Source organism: Prochlorococcus sp. MIT 1201 (assembly GCF_047303415.1).
GTDB lineage: Bacteria > Cyanobacteriota > Cyanobacteriia > PCC-6307 > Cyanobiaceae > Prochlorococcus > Prochlorococcus marinus_D.
Genome location: NZ_CP138947.1, coordinates 1,353,122 through 1,372,771 on the forward strand (window position 1 = coordinate 1,353,122; position 19,650 = coordinate 1,372,771).

The following is a 19,650-nucleotide window of genomic DNA, read 5'->3' on the forward strand; positions in this document are numbered from 1 at the left end:
ATCACTCAATCAGCCACAGTTCAGCATTCAGTTTCGACGCGGTGCTCCACGTCTATTAGCGAGCACCTCAAGCACTTCTCTCCAGTTCACACCGTGGTGGGCAAGAGCGACTTGCAGATGAAAGAGAAGATCAGCTGCTTCATTAGCAATTGCCTTCGCATCGTCGTCTTTGCAAGCCATCACAAATTCCGCACTCTCCTCACCAATTTTTTTAAGGATGCGATTGTCACCACCTTCTAAAAGCTTGTTTGTATAACTGTTGGCTTCGGGTGTGGTGTGGCGTTGATCAATCACCCGAAAAAGTTCACTGCATGCATCCATCGGAGGTGGAAGAGTGAGTGAGTCTCCCTGCGAATGCTGGTTTACCTCTGCGAAGAAACAGCTTCGGGCTCCGGTATGACAACTGACCAAACCGGTTTGTTCGATACTGAGTAAAAGCACATCAGCATCGCAGTCATAACGAATTCCCTTAAGGATCTGCGTATGACCGCTCGTGGCACCTTTATGCCAAAGCTCCTGACGCGAGCGGCTCCAGTAATGAACTTGGCCACTCTTTAATGTCTGCTCCAAGGCAGTGCGATTCATCCAGGCCATCATCAGAACGGCTCCATCAAGCCAATCTTGGGAGATCGCTGGAATCAAACCAATATCGTCAAAACAAAGTTGGTCGATGAAGGCGGGGCTGAGGGGTTGCATTCGTCCTCAAGGAGCGCAGGAGCTGCCGTGCAATCATCCCTCAGCACCAAACTAGTCATCAACTGCTTCGCTCTCGCATGATCCGCCCCTCCTAAGGCCTTTTAACCTGGGAGCGGATGGAACAGTGCATCAGCATCTCGAATGCTATGAGTGCTGATTAGAAATTTCACCCCTAGCCATGACTAGGGGGCAGGATCAACAGACACCAGAGACATCAAGAGGTGATGGGTGGGCTTACGGACTGATAAGAGCTACTCAAAGCATTCAGTCTCAGTATCAAGCAGATGGCTTGTCTCAGGCTCAGATAGAAGGGGAAGCTTCCAAATACTGATAAGTTGAATTTCAATGGCTATATCATCGATAAAGCTCTGAACAGACACCTTTCCGATTTTATTTCTACTGATGTATGGAAACAAGCTACATCGATCTTTAACTGGCAGCAGATCCAAGCAAATAAATTCAATCAATTCTTGCTCTCTTCTTAGATCTGAGCAATTCAATTCTCCAGATTTAGTACTTGCCAGTTCTCATATCTCCTTTGTCACCAGGCAACGCCATCCAAGATATTGCCACCAATCACAGATCTAATGTTGCCAAAAGGAGCCTGACCTGGGTTTCCGCTAAAAGAACTTGCCAATTGCGGAAAACATCAAATATCATGCTTCTTCTTGCAATCGGATTGGAGGCACCAACTTGAAAGCCTTGATCAGAAATCAATGGATACCCGCAGTCATGCAGAAATGTTGCCTGAAGAATTTTTGTTCAATTAGATATACTTTTGCAAATGAGTTGATGATCAAACCCAAGAACCTTGACTCTAAATCATAGAATTTAGAGTGAGTCTTTAGATCTTGCCTCTAGAGTACATTACCCTAGGCAACTCCCTTCAATGGAAAGCATTTACAATGCATTGCCTTGAAGATTGACTTCTATTGAAACATGATTTTGTTCGTCGCCTAAGCTGATCCGTATAGTCACATAGATCGAATCACGACATCAAAGTCACTCTCTACACATAATCTCAAAACACACGCCAACTGCAGTAACTCTCTGGATGAACGACCGTGACTAAGACACTGAAGAATGCTTACACTTGTAGCAAGAATTTCTCTGGATATCCTTGCTGTCATCGTCAATGGCGTCATCCAGGACACTGTCGATTTGTGCATGGCTATAGCCGCAGTTTTACCTTTTGGTTTGCAGCTCAAGAGCTTGATCCCTACGGATTTGTCGTCGACTTTTCCAGTCTTCGGGATCTGGAACAACAACTCAACAACCAATTCGATCACACCTTCCTCGCCAATGCTGATGATCCGCTCCTGTCTCAATGGCAGAGCCTGAATGATCAAGGCGCTATTGATCTAAGGGTGATGGACAACGTAGGCATGGAGTCCAGCGCAGAGCTGGTTTGGCAATGGGCCAATGCCCTTCTGCTTGATCGAGATGGTGGGCGCAGCTGTTGCTGGCGGGTAGAAGCGCGTGAGAATGAAGCCAATGCAGCTTGCTATGAAGCAACACCTACGTGGTTTGAGACGAAGACTCTGCTCTGATCAATTTGCTCGATCGACTCCACTAATGGGAGCGCGAAGGGGATAAGCATTAGCGAAAACTCAGACGCTCCTGATCCACATCCACATGCACAATCTGACTATCTCCATAAAGGCCCGCCAGGATACTTTTGGCTATTGGAGTTTCAAGCTCGCGTTGTATCGCTCGCTTAAGGGGTCTAGCCCCATAAACAGGGTCATAGCCAGCATTGGCGAGCCAATCAGCTGCTGTATCACTGATCTCTAGGCCAAGCTTGCGCTCGCAAAGACGCTCACGCAGCCGATTGACCTGAAGGGCAACGATCTGACGCAATTCCTCGCGCCTGAGGCTATGAAAGATGATTGTTTCATCCAGGCGGTTGAGAAACTCAGGCCTAAAATGAGCGTGCAAAGCATCATGAACCCGCCGCTCCATTTCCCCGTATTGACTATCATCGCCTCCCAAGTCGAGAATCGACTGGCTGCCAATATTACTGGTAAGAATTAGCACCGTATTTGTAAAATCAACTGTGCGACCCTGACCATCGGTGACACGTCCATCATCAAGGATCTGTAACATCACATTGAACACATCTTGGTGTGCCTTCTCCACTTCATCGAACAGGATTACCGCATAAGGGCGTCTGCGTACGGCTTCGGTGAGCTGTCCACCGGCCTCATAGCCGACATAACCCGGAGGTGCCCCAATCAGTCTGCTGACACTGTGCTTCTCCATATACTCAGACATATCGATTCGCACCAAAGCCGCCTCGCTATCAAACAGTTGAGAGGCCAATGCTTTGGATAGCTCCGTTTTACCGACACCAGTGGGGCCTAGAAATAAAAAACTTGCAATCGGGCGGTTGGGATCACTTAAACCTGCCCTAGAACGCTGAATCGCATCCGCAACAGCTTGCACAGCCTGTTCTTGGCCAATCACACGTTGGTGGAGTTCTGCTTCAAGTCCAAGCAGCTTTTCCATTTCCGACTGCACAAGCTTGGCGACGGGAATCCCGGTCCATTTAGCGATGACATCAGCAATATCGTCTTCCGTAACCTCCTCTCGCAGCAGTGATTTATCGCCTGCCTCTCCATCTTGGGCCAGGGCAGTTTCTTTCTCGCTGAGTTGTTTCTGCAATCCCGCCAGAGTTCCATACTCCAGTTCAGCTGCCTTGTTGAGGTCGTAGCTGCGCTTGGCTTGCTCAACTTGCAATTGCACCCGTTCGATTTCTTCTTTGAGCGAAGAAAGGTCGTCAATCGCACCTTTTTCTTGTTGCCACTGTGCATTGAGGGCACTTTGTTGCTCTGCTAATTCAGCAAGTTCGCGTTCTAGTTTTTCCAACCTTTCCTTGCTAACGGAGTCGGACTCACGTCCTAGGGAAAGCTTCTCCATCTCGAGCTGCACAATCTTGCGATCGATTTCATCAATTTCCTCAGGCTTGGAAGTGATTTCCATTTTCAGCCGTGCAGCAGATTCATCCATCAAATCGATGGCTTTATCTGGCAAAAAACGATCGGCAATATATCGGCTACTGAGCACAGCTGCAGCAACTAGGGCGTTATCAGCAATGCGCACACCATGATGCACTTCGTAGCGTTCTTTGAGACCACGCAGGATGGAGATCGTGTCTTGCACTGTAGGTTGATCCACAAGCACTTGTTGGAATCTTCTTTCTAAAGCGGGGTCTTTTTCGATGTGCTGTCGGTGCTCATCGAGGGTCGTTGCACCAATGCAGCGCAGTTCCCCTCGAGCCAGCATTGGCTTAAGCAGATTGCTGGCATCCATTGCCCCACCGGTCGCTCCAGCACCTACAACAGTATGGATTTCATCAATAAAAAGTACGATTTGTCCTTCAGAGGCGGTAACTTCTTTGAGCACCGCCTTGAGTCGCTCTTCGAATTCACCTCGATATTTCGCCCCTGCAATCAAAGCACCCATATCAAGGGCGATTAACTGTCTGTTCTGAAGGGCTGCAGGTACATCGCCATTAACAATCCGCTGTGCGAGGCCTTCAACAATTGCGGTTTTTCCCACCCCTGGCTCCCCAATGAGGACAGGGTTGTTTTTGGTGCGCCTACTAAGAATCTGAATCGTGCGTCGAATCTCATCGTCCCTTCCGATGACAGGGTCGAGTTTGCCTTCGCGAGCAGCAGCAGTAAGGTCTCTGCCATATTTTTCGAGAGATTCGTAAGTTCCTTCTGGGTTCTGATCGGTCACCTTCTGGTTTCCGCGTACCGCGTCAATTGCAACCTTTAGTTTGCCGGCATCCACGCCCGCTTGATTGAGCAACTTGCGGCCGCAACGATTGTCCCCGGCCAATGCAAGTAACAGATGTTCAATCGAGATGAAACTATCGCCAAAAGCTTGCTTATGTTTCTCAGCTTGATCGAGAAGATCATTGACTCCCTTGCCCAGATAGACAGAGTCTGGCGCAGCCTGCAGAGTGGGCTGTTCTTGCAGGTGTGCCTCCACGGCTGTTTGCAAGTTGCCGATCGACACACCTGCTTTTTCTAGGATTCTTCCTGCCAAAGCATTTTGCTGGAGCAGTGACAACAACAAATGCTCTGTTTCCAGTTGCTGGTGCTTGCGTTGTTGGGCAAGTTGTTGGGCCAAAACGATTGCTGCCCAGCCTTTTTCGGTAAATTGATCCGCCGTAGGTTGCATGTGGTCTTTTACGTTGATTCAACCGTATGTCGACTAACCATTAGCGCCAAGCGGTAAACCGTTCTGATTGGTACGGCTCTTTCGGCAGAGTGTGGTAAGCACCACCAAGAGACAAATCAAACCTCATTGCTGAATTCGTCATCAACAACTGTCATCTATGCATTAAGGTATTTAATTATTGGTTTAAAGAAGCCTATAGATCAACCATCTATGCACGATTAGATCATCTCTTCATGGCTTAAACTTTTAGTATTCTCTTGATCCAAATACAACAGCCTACCCAACATTTAGATTATCCTTTACTCTAAGGAAAATGTATTACTACTGACACCAATCATGCTTATACCTTAATTCAACATAAGCACCGTAACCTTCAACCATTTCACCAGCAAATATTTAAAGACTTGTAGCCACTTTCATTCAAGCCAATCATTTGCGAATTGGAGAGATTCTACTTTTTCTAAACCAATCCTCTATCTGCTGTGACTCAGCCTCATTTTGAAGATCGCAAAGCTTGACAGGAAAACCATAATCTTTAGCTAGATCTATTAATTCCTGATCATTAGAGCAATTCTTCAACTGGCCTCGTAGCGTTAAACTGTGCTCAGCGGCATGGAGAAGATCAGACAGGCCCTCTCGTGTCATTGCATCATATACATTCTTAGTTTAATAATATATCCAAGCTTTGACGCCTGCAAACCAGCGAGAAACCTATGCAGACTTGCTTGAGTGATCAAACCTATATCATCCAATAATAAAAATGTAGAAACAAAAAAGAATAGTTACCTCAGGCTTGATATTTTTAGGGTATTTAAAATCTACTTATTGGTCAGTCAGCTTAACTCAGTTAACAGTAACCGTTCCAACCATGCCAGCGCCACGATGGGGCTCACAGTAGAAATCATAAGTGCCAGCTGTTGTGAATGTTTCTTCCCAAGATTCACCCGGAGCAAAGGCTAGATCAGAGTGACTTAACTCATCGTGGCCTTCAAATACAGCGTTATGTGGGGCGAGATTATTATTGACGAACTTGATCGTGTCTCCTTCTTGAATCGTTATAGAGCTGGGTTCGAAAGCAAGCATGCCTGAATCGCTGCCTAGCTTCACTTCAGTAGTGGCAGCCTGAACGGAAGAAACTCCAAGCCCAATCACCAAAAACAAGGCGCAAGCAGCTGCTGCGATAGAGCGAACCATTGAGGCCATGAGGGCTTACATCATTTCTATGAACACTTTAACCCTAATTGTGAACTTTTCCGCGCTGCGGCAGCCCTGAATCTGCTAACACGGCTTCAAGTGTGGCTGCATGGCTGTGACCTCCGACACGTTCTGGTGTCGTAATTGGATCATGCACAAAGTGCCGTTGTTTGATACTGAAGCGATCCCAGGCATTGATTTCGATCGGTAGCACCTTGATCAGAGCCTCAATCAGCCAACCCCAGAGGGGTAAACCAGGCGTCTGCCTGAGCCCACGCCAGCGACAAAGAGTCGCTATAGCTTGATTCACAGAGATTGCGGGTTGACCCATAACCAAACGCCGAACAGCTCCCTGCCCAGCCTCTCGATTGGGAAGTTTGGGGGTCTTTGCCAAGTGGCCACATATGCAAGCAATATCAGCTGCATGAATGAAATGAAAGCTGGCATCAGCCCTTAGCCAGCGTGCCAGCCAAAGCCAGCGGCTTGCTTCTTCTAACCCTTCAGTGAGATAGCTGGTAGGGAATGGGCTCGTGCCATCGACCCTTCCCCCGAAAACGAGCGTAGGAAAAACAGCCACGATCCGATCAGCCAACGGATGGTGCTCAAGGTCCTGGAGGCACTGAGCCTTGGTTTGAATGTATTCAGTGCCATACGCAAGAGCTTCTGGCAATGGCTGAAGATCCCGATTGAGGATGCTTGCCGTAGAGAAATAGGTGATCTGCTCAAGAACCTCTGGATTGAGAAGCCCGAGCAGAGTTTTAACAGCCACAACATTCACTTGATGGGCTCGCTCTGGATCCCCCCAGGCCGTTGCCGTATGAATCACACGGCTGACCGTGGCTAGCTGATTAGCAAAACAATGGGGATCACGTAGATCTCCAACCAGCAGTTGAACACGTGGGTGTTGCGCTGAGATGGCCGTGAGTTTGGCCGGGTCTCTGAGCCAGAGCAGTAACTCGGCATCGGAGTTTTCAAGTAGCCAGGCGGCTGTGTACTGCCCAACACAGCCGCTGGCTCCTGTGATCAGGATCCGGGCAGGAGTCAAGCGGCAGATCCGATCAGATTGTCAACAGTCTTGCCAGTTTCGAAAAACACCTTGGCATTGTCCTCAGGTGTTCCAGGCAGGATGCCATGGCCGAGGTTGAGGATGTGCCGGCGACCTCGAGCCTTACGAACCGCATCGACAATTCGCTCTCGAATCGCTTCTGGTGTTCCAAACAACAGGCCAGGGTCAACATTGCCTTGCACACCTAAGTGCTCGGGAAGTCGAGCGCAGCCATCGGCCATATCAACAGTCCAGTCAAGAGAGATGATATCGACACCTGTGCGCCCCATTCGTTCCAACACTCCAGCGCTGCCGGAGATGTAGAGAATCATTGGAGTGTCGGGATGAGTGGATTTCACCAGGTCTACGACTCTTTTTTGATAAGGCGCTGCAAAGGTGTCGTAGTCGGCCGGGCTTAGCTGACCGGCCCAGGAATCAAACATCTGCACGACCTGGGCGCCGGAATCGATTTGATAACGCAAATAAGTGGCAATCGATTCAGCGAAATGGTTGAGCAAACGATGCAGAAGATCTGGCTGCTGGAAAGCCATCGCCTTGATCACGGCGTAATTCTTGCTGCTTTTGCCCTCAACCACATAGGCCGCAAGGGTCCAGGGAGCCCCCACAAAACCCAGCACAGCAGCCTTATTACCAACACTCTCGCGCAGGCGTCCGAGTACCTCGCCTACAAAAGGCATGGTTGCGTTTGGCTCCAATGGCTGAAGAGCCTCAATTTGGCTGAGGCTGCGAATCGGCTTTTGGATGAGGGGGCCCTTGCTTTCAACGATGTCGAAATCGATGCCCATGCCGGGCAAAGGAGTGAGGATGTCTGAGAACAAAATCACCCCATCAGGCTGGAATGCTTCAAAGGGCTGCATCGAGATCTGGTAAGAGAGATCAGGATTTTCAGAACGCTCTCGAAAACTGGGGTAACGGTCCCGGAGATCCCGGTAAACCTTCATGTAGCGACCCGCCTGGCGCATCATCCACACAGGGGTCCGCTCGACCGACTCACCACGCGCAGCGCGGAGCAATAAGGGCTGGGAGTCGCTCATTACAAGGGTCAGGATCAGTCAGAAAACCTACCTGAAGGCCGTTGTTGTTCAGGCCATCAGTGATGTTGAGAACGCAGCTTCGTCACATGTTCATTGGCTTTGGCTGCACTCAAAGACTTCGCTTCGGGTCATGACGGAAGACCAGCACGCTCAGCGCTGGTAGACAGAGTTCAAGAGACTGCTCATATCCATGGATATTGAATTCATCAGTGTTTTTACCGCCCATATTGCCGAGGTTTCTACCGCCGTAACAAGAGCTATCTGTGTTGAAAACTTCCTGATAATAGCCACTGATCGGCACGCCAATTCTGTAATTTGAATGACTTTGAGGTGTGAAGTTGGCGACGACGACAAGCCAAGTTCCGCCACTACTTTCACGGCGCATAAAGCTGATTACAGAATGACGATTATCATTGCAATCAATCCATTGGAATCCATATTGATCAAAGTCATCTTTCCATAGAGAAGGCTCGGCTTTATAGAAAGTGTTGAGGTCATCAACCAATCTCTGCAGACCCTTATGAGGATCATGTTTCAACAGCTCCCATTGCAGATCTCCCCATACATTCCATTCCGATCGTTGTCCAAATTCCATTCCCATGAAGATAGTTTTCTTGCCAGGATGGGTCCACATATAGGCAAGCAATGCACGAACATTTGCAAATTTCTGCCAGTCATCTCCTGGCATCTTATGGAGAAGATTGCTTTTACCATGGACAACCTCATCATGACTAAGTGCCAGCATGAAGTTTTCGGTGTAGGCATACCAAATAGAAAAAGTGATGTTGTTCTGGTGAAACTGCCTAAACCAAGGATCTAACTCGAAATAATCGAGCATGTCATGCATCCAACCCATATTCCATTTAAGATTGAATCCCAGCCCGCCCATATCAGTGGGCTGAGTAACCATGGGCCAAGTTGTTGACTCCTCCGCAATTGAAAGCGCTCCAGGGAAGTGCTGGAAAAGAACGTGATTGGCCTGTTGGAGGAATCGAACTGCTTCTGTATTTTCTCGCCCTCCATCTTCATTGGCAATCCATTCTCCATCAGGTCGAAGATAGTCGCGATAAAGCATCGAAGCCACCGCATCAACACGAATACCATCAATATGGAATTGCTCAAACCAATACACAAGATTGGCAACGAGAAAGTTGCGAACCTCGTTGCGGCTGTAGTTGAAGATCAACGTGCCCCATTCCTTGTGTTCACCAATGCGTGGATCAGAATGTTCGTAGAGATGGGTTCCATCAAAGAAGGCCAGGCCATGACCATCCTTAGGGAAATGGCCTGGAACCCAATCGATGATCACACCTAAACCTTCGGCGTGGCAGCGATCAACAAATGCACGGAATTCATCCGGACTTCCAAATCGGCTGGTGGGTGCATACCACCCTGTGACCTGGTATCCCCATGAGCCATCAAATGGATGCTCTGAGATTGGCATCAGTTCAATGTGGGTGAATCCCCGATCTTTCACGTAGGGGATTAACTGGTCGGCTAGTTCGGGATAGGTCAGGAGACGAGCTCCAGGCTTCATGTCCGCAGCGGGTACCGGCGCCCGGGGCGTGCCATCCAACTCGATAAACGGTTCATCTGTTGCTGCATGAATCCAGCTGCCTAAATGCATTTCATAGACAGAAATTGGCTGATCGAGAGCATTACGACAATCCCGTTGCCGCATCCATTGCTCGTCCTGCCATTGATAGCGATCAAGCCTCGCGACTACGGAGCTTGTCGCTGGGCGCACCTCGTGCTGGAAACCATAGGGATCAGCTTTCTGATAGCAATGGCCTTCCTGCGTTCGGATTTCGTATTTATAAAGGGTCCCTTCTTTAAACCCAGGAATAAACAGCTCCCAAAGGCCTCCCTGGCGACGCTGCATCGGATGATGACGGCCATCCCATCCGTTTAATTCTCCGAGAACAGCCACACTGCATGCATGGGGTGCCCAGAGGCAGAACATCACTCCCTCAACACCCTCACGCTCCATCAGGTGGGCGCCCATGCGTTGCCAAATGTGGTGATGGTTGCCCTCCGCAAAGAGGTGACGGTCCATCTCCCCCATCCATTCATCGTGGAAGGCCCAGGGGTCGTGCTGCTCATGCACGATTCCTGCGCGTTTAACCCGCACCTGGTATGTGCGGCCGGGATCTTGGTTGAGAGCTGCTTCGAAGATCCAGGAGTGATTGGGCGTTGTCATGGCAGTCGTTCTGCCATCACAAAGCAGCTCTACTTGGCTTGCCTCCGGCATCCAGATGCGCACGATCCATTGCCCCTCATGGGATTGAGGGCCCAACAGCGAGAAAGGGTCATCGTGGCGACATTCAGCAAGTCTTTGGCCGTCTTGAACCACCCAGTCGAGGGCAACACTGGTGGTCATGGGGCAAAGACATCAATGGCCGGGAGCTTAGGTCGATTCATGGACCGCAAGGGAAGACTGAGCACCAGAGGGAGCAGTTGAATCAGCGAACGCTGATCAATCAGACCAGATCAGCTGAGAAATCCACGTTGATGATCTCCCCTTGACTGTTGAAAATGACAAAAAGGTTGTCTGTTAAATCGCCAAACTCAATGGTCACTAGAACCAGCTGCTGTTCCCCTCCTTGGCTGGCAACAATTGCATCTTTCACCTTTTGGAAACCGCCGCTGACGCGATTGAGTTTTGTCCACTTGCGTTTCAAGTCTTGTGGTTTCAACTCCTGTTGAAAGCTCAGTTCAAGAAAGGAACGCGCAGCGGTCCAGCGAGCAGAGACCAAATCGTCAACGAAATCAATGGCCGATTGCTCGATCGGCAATGCTTGACCACTCCATTTCCATGCGATCAATTTCCCTTCCTGATCGAGAACCATGATCAACGGGACGTCTCCATCGATGGTCTCAACCATCGCGTCGACAGTGGTGTCGTCTATGCCTGGTGAGACGTCGACAATGCGACTTGACTTGACTTGAGGGCGCCTTTTCAGACGTTGTTGGATTCGTTCAGTGGTGGTGGTGCTGCGCAGAGATTCTGAAAGTTGGCCATAGATGGTTTTGGCGTCTTGCACCACTAATGCCTTGAGCAGGATTTGCGCTGTTTTTGTCGCCTCAGCAGGGCTCAAAGTGGTCTTTTGAATGGTCTCCTGCGCTGCCACAGTCGGAAGGGTTAGTGCACTCAGGCCCATGGGCAATCCAAGGGATAGGCTCAGCAGGCAAACAGACAGCTTCAAAACTCTTGGGGCAAATCGAAAACTATTTTGCCGGAGTTCCATGACAAAAACCTCAACTTGGATCCATTGAGCTGCAGTGTCATGGTCACCACTTGGCAATGGGGTCCTGGAGGGCCACAAGGATGACGATCGTGGCCTGGGTTGACACCAATGGCCGGCCAAGCTGCACCTGCGAGAGATAGGCGCAGATGTTCTCCTCGCTGCAGGTCTGCAAGTATTGGTTGAAGTTTCACCTTGCGCGGCAGCATGCGCAGGGCCTGCTCTCCTTGCACACGCAGAAAACCTGTTGAGAGCTGCTTCACCTCGCTGTGGTTGCAATTAACAATGGAGAGGGCAACGCAAAGGTCAAATCCCGGTTGATCTGACTGCACGGTCAGCTGCAGTAATGGGATCCCATTGAGTTGGAGAGGTTCCTGCAAAGCAGTGCTTGTGAAGGTAGCCACATCGGCGCGCTGATCCAAGGCGCTGCGCTCAGCAACTCCTGGTTTTGGGCTGAGATGTCCTCCCACTGCTTGAACCGGTCGCCAAGGGTCATGAACCACATAAACCACGCCGCCACCTTTCTTGTTCTGATGCAGGGTGCCTTCTGAGGGGTCCAAGCAGGCCATCCCTCCACTGACAAGACTCCAGCTGACATTGGCTGATGTTGTGATCTGGGTGGGGCTTGCAAATGTCTGCCAAGAACAAGACGTGATATTCCAGATCCGCCCATGGGGTCTTGAATTAGTTAAGGCTTTCGAAGATTTCAGATGGCGATCAAAGAACTCCAGCTGAAGTTGCTGTGCATCAGGCCACCACTGCAGGTGAGTCGCTGGACCGATATGAAGTTCTGGGCTACCACCTACTTGGCTTGATCGTTGATAGAGATCAAGCAGGCCATTCAAATGGGGATCCCACCAGCCACCCAGAAGCAGCATCGGTTGACGAAGCCAGGAATCCAAGGGCTTGTGTACAACCCAGCCGTGATCGTTTTGGTTCGCTTGATGTAGCCATCTAAAGCTCATCCCATCGGGATCGTGGCGTTTCAGAAGTGCCGGCCCCTCATACAGGTAGCTGTCGTCTTCCAAACTGCGGCGAAGCTCTCTCCATGCTTCCCAGTTGCCACAGCGACGAGCTTGTAGTGCTGCAAGTTGCAGCCCCCAGGCCAAGCCAAGATGCCACCAGTGAGCACCCCCCTCACAACTCCAATGGTTGCGCTCATCAACTCCTGCCATCGCTGGTGCCAGACAATCCGGTGGCGGCGTCCCAGGTTCGGCAAGCAGCTGTGTTAGGCCCTGATAGGAAAACCCATAGGTTCCAAGGCGGCCATTGCATTCTGGTAACTCCCGAACCCATGCATGCGTCTGACTGGTATCAGCAGCTTCTTGCAGGAAGCCATTGAAGTGGCCTTCGGAATCCCCTTGACCACGTACGTCCTGGACCACGACCAGATATCCGTGACTTGCCCACCAACCAGGATGGATGTAAGTCACAGTTGAGGCGAGCGCACGTCCGTAGGGCTGACGCATCACGAGAGCAGGCCAGGGTCCCTCACCTTTCGGGATCCATAACCTGGCAACGAGCTTGACCCCGTCAGAGAGTGTCAGCCAGGCATCGTGCCAGTTCACGGATCCAGAGCTCGTTCGACCTTCAACGCACATCCGGGCAGTTCATTCCAATCACATAGGTGGCCAGAATCTCAGCGTTATTGGAGCTGAGATTGCGCTGGCGGGCAACTTCTGAGATCGCTTGAGATGAATAAGCAGAAACCCCTTTGGTATTGAGAGCCTTAAATTGACTGCACAATTCGCGCGCTTCGCCTGGGTTGTTTTTGACGCTTTCAAGAAGGCTGGACTGCGCCTTGACATCCGAAGCACTGGCAAGGGCTACGACGATCAGCGCTGGCAAATAGCGCATTGCTCCCAAACATGCACGCTGTCATCATTTGAGACACTCTTGTCGGGATTGTGGGGCTTCGCTAGGTCAGTTCTGCAGTTGCCTCGTGCGAGCAAGCTGGATCCAGCGATTGGCCATAGCAAGGTCCACGCTCGATTGTCGATGGTTATTGAGTTGGCGTTGTAACCGTCCCGTCTGATGCACGACATCCTGAGGAGTCGCAGCTGCCAAAGCGGCTGCAGTGGCTAGCCCGGAGTGGATCAGCAAGGCAGCATCCGCCAGTTCTAGATCCAGATCACAAACAAGTGCCGCCATGCCTCGCAATCGTTTCAGGTTGCGGGTCGTCGCAAGCCCTCCCTTAGCAAGTCGGTTGAGTTCCTGTTCCTCAAGGCGTTTCAATGCGCTCCATGTTGTGATCCCTGCGGCCACGAGCAGGGCTTGTTCGTCACGAAAGCTTTGAGGTAAATCTCCCAGAGGTTGATCAACCTGCATCACTTTTTTCGGCTAATGGCAGCGTGATGTTCTGACGCAAGTCGCGTATGACTTCGCCGAGGATGACGGGTTGACTGACACCCTCTCCAACCGATTCCAGCCTGCGTAGCCGCACATGCACCTCACTGCCGTTATATCCACCGCGATGGATGTTGCCTGCTAGTTGCTGCAATGTGGCTTCAACCGCTTCATCCGGAAAGTCATCGGGGACCTGGGCGACAACAAGGTCCGTGCTGTTGTCAAACACCACGGGTACCACCAGAGCTCCTTCCACCTTGAGGGGGGGGGTATAGCTCACGCCAAAAGCCCAACAGCTTGCCAAAAGAAGAAGGTTGAAGCTGGTCACTCCCACCAGCCGGAAGCGTTGTCCCCAACGAACCAAGAAAGCAATCAGGGTCATTAGGCTTAGGGCTAGGCCTGACCAGGCAAGCCATCCGGTTGCGGTTTCAATTAGCTCTGGAATGGACATGGACTGGTGAACCTCAAGAGAACTACTTATATTTCGCACGCTCCCAGGAAGGTTGACTCAAATCGATGGGAGAGAAGAGTCAATCCTTGGCTAAAGGGCGATGGAAACGCCCTGCTGTTCTACTGCTAACGAGCAGCTTGGTTGTTTGGGTTGGCGCCGATCGAGTTGTTGCGGCCCTTCTTGAACGTCTGCGTCCGCAACTGGAGCAACAGCTTTCAAAACCTCTAGGCCATCCTGTCAAAATTGGTGCCTATCAGGGCCTGCGGCCCTGGGGTATGGCCATTGGTCCCACTGAAGTGCTGCCTGGAAGTCATGACGATTCCACAGCATCGCTCTCTGGTCTAACCATCAGCCTTGCCCCAATGGCCAGCCTGTTCCGTTTGCGACCCGTTGCCGTACTCACCCTTGAAGGATCACGGTTAACGCTACGTCGTAATCACAAGGGTTTCTACTGGGTCCCTGGTCCATCCAAAGGCGATCCTCCCCCAAAGGTTGATCTTCAGCTGCGGTTAACTCAGCCCGCCAGGGTCCGCATCGAACCGGCAAACTTGGAGTTCACCGCCACCACACGGGCAGACCTTCAGCTGGCGGAGGGATGGGCCAATGGGTCTGTCCAATTTGTATTGCCAGATCGTGGAAGATTCTTCCTAAAGGGCCGTGGGCGCTGGGATCGTTTAGAGCTTCAGGCCCATGCTCGTTTGGACCAAATCAGCCTTGAACCATTGCAGGGGCTTTTGCCGGGAACGCTGCCCATGCAAATGCAGGGTCAGATTGGCGGTGACCTCCAAGTGAGTCTTAAGCAGGGACGCATGGGCTGCAAGGGAGCCCTGTCATTGGTTCGATTCCAATTAGAGGGTGGTCCCCTCAAAAAGTCACTCTCATCTCGTGAAGCCAAGATCAACTGTCGTCAAGATCGTCTTCAGTTACCTCTCAGCCAGTGGCGTTACGGCCCTTGGACAGCGTCTCTCAAGGGAGGTGCTCGTCTCAATCACTCCTACAACCTCGACCTCAAGGTCAACCGGCGGCAACAAGGGCATGCCTTCCAAGCCCGGATCAATGGACCTTGGCATGAGCCCAATCTGCACGCCAGTGGCCGCTGGATTCTTGCCCCAAACATCCCCGTTGATGGTCCGCTGCAACTGAACTTGCAGATGCGCACCAACTGGCGCAATCCCAAGGCCTTCAGGGCCGTTATTGACACTTTTGATGTTCGTGGTCCAGGTCTTCAGATCCGTGCAAGAGGTCCCCTCTATCCCGAGTTAGGGCTGAACACCCAGCGCCTGGAGTTTGCAGGACCTGCATGGCAGCGCATCCCTGTGCTTGCTGATCTTCTCGGCAGCCAAGCCTTGATCAAAGGCAAGCTTCAGATTGAGGGCCCTTCATCGAGCCCCCAACTTCAGCTAAGCCTTGCTCAGCAACGTAATCCATTGCTGGAAACCTGGTCTCTGCGAGCGGGGTGGTCAGCAGATTCCGGTTTGCTCCGCTTAAGGCAGTTCAACAGTCCCCTGCTCAAAGTTGTGGCGGACTTGCCTCTCTCAGTAGATCAAGGACGCCTACGCAGTGGAGAACTGCAGGCCAATCTGAATTTGAGTCCTTTCCCTTTAGCTCGTGTTGGTCCGCTTCTCGGCACCTCTTTAGCTGGAACCCTTGCTGCTTCAGGGCAGGTGAGAGGGCCATTGTCGGCCCTTCGTCCAAATCTTTCCCTCCGGATGGTGAATCCAGAGGCGGGAGGGTTGCGGTTGTTGGAAGATTGGCAAGGGAACTTAGCCGGACTCCCTGCTGGGGGTAGCACTCTGCTGATGGAATCAGTGGGGGCGGTGATCCCTGGGCAGCTCTCATCTCGATTGGGACGCGACTGGTTGCCACAGGAGTTGGCGATTAACCGTGGCGATGGCCGTCTCTCGCTAAACGGCATCCCAGCTCACTATCGCTGGGAGTTGAACAACTTCAAAGTGGATGGGATTGAGGCGGCCCTGTCTTCAAAGCAGCGATTTGAAGGCGTTTATGGTCAACTCAGCGGATCAGGCAGCCTGGGTCTTCAGCCACTGGCCATGGAAGGCCAAGTCACCATCAGCAATCCAGGGTTGATGGGTCTGCAATTTCAACAGGCTTTGCTTCAGGGGAGGGTTGCCAACCAGCGCTACAAGCTGACTGGTGAGCTGCTACCAGCGGATACAGGCCAGATCAATCTTGCAGCGGGAGGTCGCCTTGGTGGCGAACTCTCTGCTCAGGCAAAGGCACGCGGTCTAAGCGCGCGTTGGCTGATCTCTAGTGCAGAGCAACTTTCTAATTTTAATGATGTTCTTCCAGCTTCGATTGGGCGAGCCCAAGATCTGGGCACTCTGTTGATGCAAACCTTGGGCAGGTCTCTAGACGATCAGCTCAAAGTCTTGGCAGCGGCGCAGGCTTCCGTCAATCGTTTCGACCAGCAAAATCGTCGTAGCAGGATCATCAATCCAGAAGATCTACGTGGGCAGATGGATGCGGTGATCGATCTGAAGGGTCCCGATCTGTCCAAGCTCAATCTGGGGCTAAAGGCCAGCGGTCATCTCTGGACAGAAGGTGAGGATCAGGATCACGCCCTACAAGTCAAACCCATTTTTGCCTCGATTCAAGGACCTCTGCATGGTGGGGAAGGGTCGTTTTCACTGCTGCACGTTCCCTTTTCTCTGCTTTCGTTGGTTGCACCTCTACCTCAAGCACTGCGGGGCGCTCTGGGACTTTCGGGTCGATACAACCTCAGACGGGGAACCCCTGAGATCACAGCTGATCTAGTGATGGAAAGCGCCAGATTGGCTGAAAGCTCATTGAGCTTGGACAAAGGGCAGATTCTCTTGAATGATGCCCTCCTAAACCTCGACTTGGCGCTGCGAAGCTCTTCTTCCAAAGAGGCGGTAACCATTACCGGTCAAGTGCCTCTTGATCCCTCCTTGCCGATAGACGTCAGGGTTGAGAGCCACGGCGACGGCCTACATTTTCTGGCTGATTTTGCTGAAGGTGCGGTCGCCTGGAAGGGCGGTAACTCCGACCTCAAGTTGTTGTTTAGCGGCAGCCTTAGCGCTCCTCAGGCGAATGGATTTTTGGTGGTGCAAAACGGCGAATTCGTCGTCATGGAACAAGTTGTCAAAGGGTTGGAGGCTGCCATGTTTTTTGACTTCAATCGCCTTGAGGTGCAGCGTCTCAAAGCAAAGATTGGTTCAAAGGGCATCTTGCAAGGTGCGGGATCCATTGCCTTGCTTCGCCCTGCACCTGAAGACCAGCCCCTGACGATCGAGATCAGTAAGTCCCGTTTTAAGTTGCCAAAGGCTGATGTAGGGGTGGCCGCCAAGCTCAAGTTCACGGGTGCCTTACTGAAACCCTTGATTGGCGGTGAGCTCACGATCAAAGAAGGAACGATCTCACCCGCCGGCTCAGGGCTTCTGCGACCGATCAACTCTGCCATTCAATCCACCAAAAGGCCTGGAGCCGGAGAAGCGACAGCAACTTCTAGCAGCCCCAAAGTTGTTAATGCCAACACCCTGCTTGAGGAGCAGTGGGATTTTAAGAAACCCTTGGTCTTGCTTGGACCAGATGTAGAGGTCAGTCGGAGGAAGATGTTGAGCTCGATGATTCCCAACATCCCCTCTATCAGCTTCGACAACCTGCGTTTAAAGCTGGGGCCAAATTTGCGCATCACTGCTAATGCGCTGGCCAATTTCAGTACAGAAGGATTGCTCAGTTTGAATGGCCCCCTAGATCCAAAGCTTCAGGCTCGTGGTGTGATTCGGCTACTGAATGGGCGGCTGAATCTGTTTACGACGTTCTTCAGTCTTGATCAGCGAGCTGCGAATGTCGCTGTGTTTACTCCTTCTTTGGGCCTAATCCCTTACGTTGATGTCGCCATGAACAGCCAGGTCTCCGACAGCATCAGCATCGGCACCGACAGTAATGCCGCATCAGCGAATGTATTTGACACCAATGGAACAGGTACTCTTGGAGCCGGAGGACAGTTCCGCTTGATCAAAGTGATGGTGAAGGCCGAGGGACCTGCAAATCGTCTTTTCCAAAACATTGACTTACGCAGCTCGCCGTCACTGCCTCGTGCTCAATTGCTGGGGTTAATTGGAGGAAATTCACTGGCAGGGTTATCGGGAGAAGATGGTCGTGCGGCACTAGCGACTGTGATCGGTCAATCTCTTCTCACGCCTGTTCTTGGATCAATCTCTGATGCTTTCAGTCAACGAATGCAAATTGCCCTTTATCCTGCATACGTCTCGCCGGTTGTGACGAGTCAACAAGAGCGCGTTTCTGGGCAAGTCCCACCCACTCTCGAGTTAGTCACAGACATTGGTATTGATATCACTAAGCGACTTAACGTTTCTATTTTGGCGACACCAGACCGCAACGATATTCCTCCGCAAGGCACCCTTACTTATCAAATCAGTCCCAGCATGAATCTCTCAGGTTCTGTAGACAGCCAGGGAATTTGGCAGAGCCAATTGCAATTATTTTTCCGCTTTTGACCAGTTGGCAACCGACTTAGCTCAGTTCATCGGTGTCGATTTGGGAGGTACCGCGATCAAGTTAGGTCGATTTGATCAGCAGGGCCATCTGTTGGCAGAAACCGAGTTGCCAACCCCTCAACCCTCGGTGCCAGGTGCTGTCACAGTTGCTCTTTGCGAAGCTATCGAAACTGTTGATCCAAACCATCATGCTGCATTCGTGGGAGTGGGCTTGCCAGGACCAATGGATGCTGAAGGGCGAGTCGCCAGGGTCTGTATAAACCTGCCTGGATGGCTGGAGGTTCCTTTAGCCGACTGGTTGGAACCACGACTGAATCGGCACGTCACCCTAGCGAATGATGGCAACTGTGCTCTCGTTGGTGAAGCATGGCAGGGCGCGGCCCAAGATTTTCAAAACGTCGTTCTGCTCACTCTTGGCACCGGGGTAGGTGGGGGCGTCATGCTTGGGGGTCAATTGTTTGTCGGTCATAACGGGGCTGCAGCCGAGCCTGGTCTGATTGGGGTGGATTCGGAAGGTCCTAGCTGCAACAGTGGCAACCAAGGCTCCCTAGAGCAGTACGCCAGCATTAGCGCCCTTCAACGCCTATGGGCTGGGGACCCAGAAGAATTAAGCGAACGAGCTGCTTCTGGCGATCGCGAGGCTCTCGAGATCTGGGAAACCTATGGCCGCAAACTTGGGGTGGGAATCAGTTCTCTCGTCTATGTTTTCACCCCTCAGCTGGTGCTGGTTGGAGGAGGTCTTGCAGGTGGAGCAGTTCATTTCCTACCAGCGGTCCGTCAGGAAGTAGAGAAGCGGGTACAAGCTGTAAGCAGGGAGGGTTTGCAGATTCGCTCCTGTGCCCTTGGTAATGGAGCTGGTCGCCTGGGGGCAGCTCGACTTGCCTTTCAACGTCTCTTAAGTGTCGGCAATGCCCCTTGAGGAGTG

Annotated in this window: 15 protein-coding genes; 3 read left to right on the plus strand and 12 right to left on the minus strand. The window is 51.6% G+C overall.

Going from position 1 to position 19,650, the window contains the following annotated elements; genetic code table 11:
- Positions 1-27 precede the first annotated feature (27 nt).
- Positions 28-696, minus strand: a complete 669-nt coding sequence (hisIE, locus tag SIB41_RS06560) for a bifunctional phosphoribosyl-AMP cyclohydrolase/phosphoribosyl-ATP diphosphatase HisIE (RefSeq protein WP_413357682.1) — start codon at positions 694-696, stop codon at positions 28-30.
- A gap of 1,064 nt (positions 697-1,760) precedes the next feature.
- Here hisIE and SIB41_RS06565 point away from each other — a divergent pair.
- Positions 1,761-2,246: a 6-carboxytetrahydropterin synthase gene (locus SIB41_RS06565; RefSeq protein WP_063419415.1), complete on the plus strand. Its 486-nt coding sequence runs from the start codon at positions 1,761-1,763 to the stop codon at positions 2,244-2,246.
- Positions 2,247-2,295: 49 nt separating this feature from the next.
- Here SIB41_RS06565 and clpB read toward each other — a convergent pair whose 3' ends face one another.
- From clpB to SIB41_RS06620, 11 genes are all read right to left on the minus strand, one after another.
- The gene (clpB, locus tag SIB41_RS06570; protein WP_413357684.1) at positions 2,296-4,887 is read right to left on the minus strand and encodes an ATP-dependent chaperone ClpB; all 2,592 of its coding nucleotides are present in this window, start codon (positions 4,885-4,887) and stop codon (positions 2,296-2,298) included.
- A gap of 429 nt (positions 4,888-5,316) precedes the next feature.
- Complete coding sequence (locus SIB41_RS06575; RefSeq protein WP_063397712.1) at positions 5,317-5,532, minus strand: Nif11-like leader peptide family natural product precursor; 216 nt, start codon at positions 5,530-5,532, stop codon at positions 5,317-5,319.
- A gap of 198 nt (positions 5,533-5,730) precedes the next feature.
- Entirely contained in the window at positions 5,731-6,090 is a 360-nt protein-coding gene (petE, locus tag SIB41_RS06580; RefSeq protein WP_413357686.1) for a plastocyanin, read from the minus strand.
- Positions 6,091-6,124: 34 nt separating this feature from the next.
- The gene (locus SIB41_RS06585; protein WP_413357688.1) at positions 6,125-7,126 is read right to left on the minus strand and encodes an NAD-dependent epimerase/dehydratase family protein; all 1,002 of its coding nucleotides are present in this window, start codon (positions 7,124-7,126) and stop codon (positions 6,125-6,127) included.
- Positions 7,123-8,181 carry a uroporphyrinogen decarboxylase gene (gene hemE, locus SIB41_RS06590; RefSeq protein WP_011129824.1) on the minus strand — a complete coding sequence of 353 codons (1,059 nt, stop codon included), beginning with the start codon at positions 8,179-8,181 and terminating at the stop codon, positions 7,123-7,125. Before hemE ends, SIB41_RS06585 begins: the two co-directional genes overlap by 4 nt.
- 109 nt (positions 8,182-8,290) lie before the next feature.
- Positions 8,291-10,561, minus strand: a complete 2,271-nt coding sequence (gene glgB / locus SIB41_RS06595; RefSeq protein WP_413357691.1) for a 1,4-alpha-glucan branching protein GlgB — start codon at positions 10,559-10,561, stop codon at positions 8,291-8,293.
- Between the two features lie 100 nt (positions 10,562-10,661).
- Positions 10,662-11,429, minus strand: coding sequence for a DUF3887 domain-containing protein (locus tag SIB41_RS06600; protein WP_413357693.1), 768 nt, complete (start codon positions 11,427-11,429; stop codon positions 10,662-10,664).
- Positions 11,384-13,027 (minus strand): CocE/NonD family hydrolase, encoded by a 1,644-nt coding sequence (locus SIB41_RS06605; protein ID WP_413357695.1) that lies wholly within the window; start codon positions 13,025-13,027, stop codon positions 11,384-11,386. The genes SIB41_RS06600 and SIB41_RS06605 overlap by 46 nt, the downstream gene beginning before the upstream one ends.
- Complete coding sequence (locus tag SIB41_RS06610) at positions 13,017-13,283, minus strand: hypothetical protein (protein WP_011129820.1); 267 nt, start codon at positions 13,281-13,283, stop codon at positions 13,017-13,019. The genes SIB41_RS06605 and SIB41_RS06610 overlap by 11 nt, the downstream gene beginning before the upstream one ends.
- 66 nt (positions 13,284-13,349) lie before the next feature.
- On the minus strand, positions 13,350-13,754 hold the full coding sequence (locus SIB41_RS06615; protein WP_413357697.1) for a DUF4332 domain-containing protein: 405 nt from the start codon (positions 13,752-13,754) through the stop codon (positions 13,350-13,352).
- A complete protein-coding gene (locus SIB41_RS06620) occupies positions 13,744-14,223 on the minus strand; it encodes a Ycf51 family protein (protein WP_011129818.1) in 480 nt (159 codons plus the stop codon). The genes SIB41_RS06615 and SIB41_RS06620 overlap by 11 nt, the downstream gene beginning before the upstream one ends.
- Before the next feature lie 65 nt (positions 14,224-14,288).
- On the opposite strand from SIB41_RS06620, the gene SIB41_RS06625 reads away from it, so the two are divergent.
- Entirely contained in the window at positions 14,289-18,725 is a 4,437-nt protein-coding gene (locus SIB41_RS06625) for a translocation/assembly module TamB domain-containing protein (protein ID WP_413357699.1), read from the plus strand.
- 4 nt (positions 18,726-18,729) lie between these two features.
- Positions 18,730-19,644 (plus strand): ROK family protein, encoded by a 915-nt coding sequence (locus SIB41_RS06630; RefSeq protein WP_413357701.1) that lies wholly within the window; start codon positions 18,730-18,732, stop codon positions 19,642-19,644.
- The last annotated feature ends 6 nt before the right edge of the window (positions 19,645-19,650 follow it).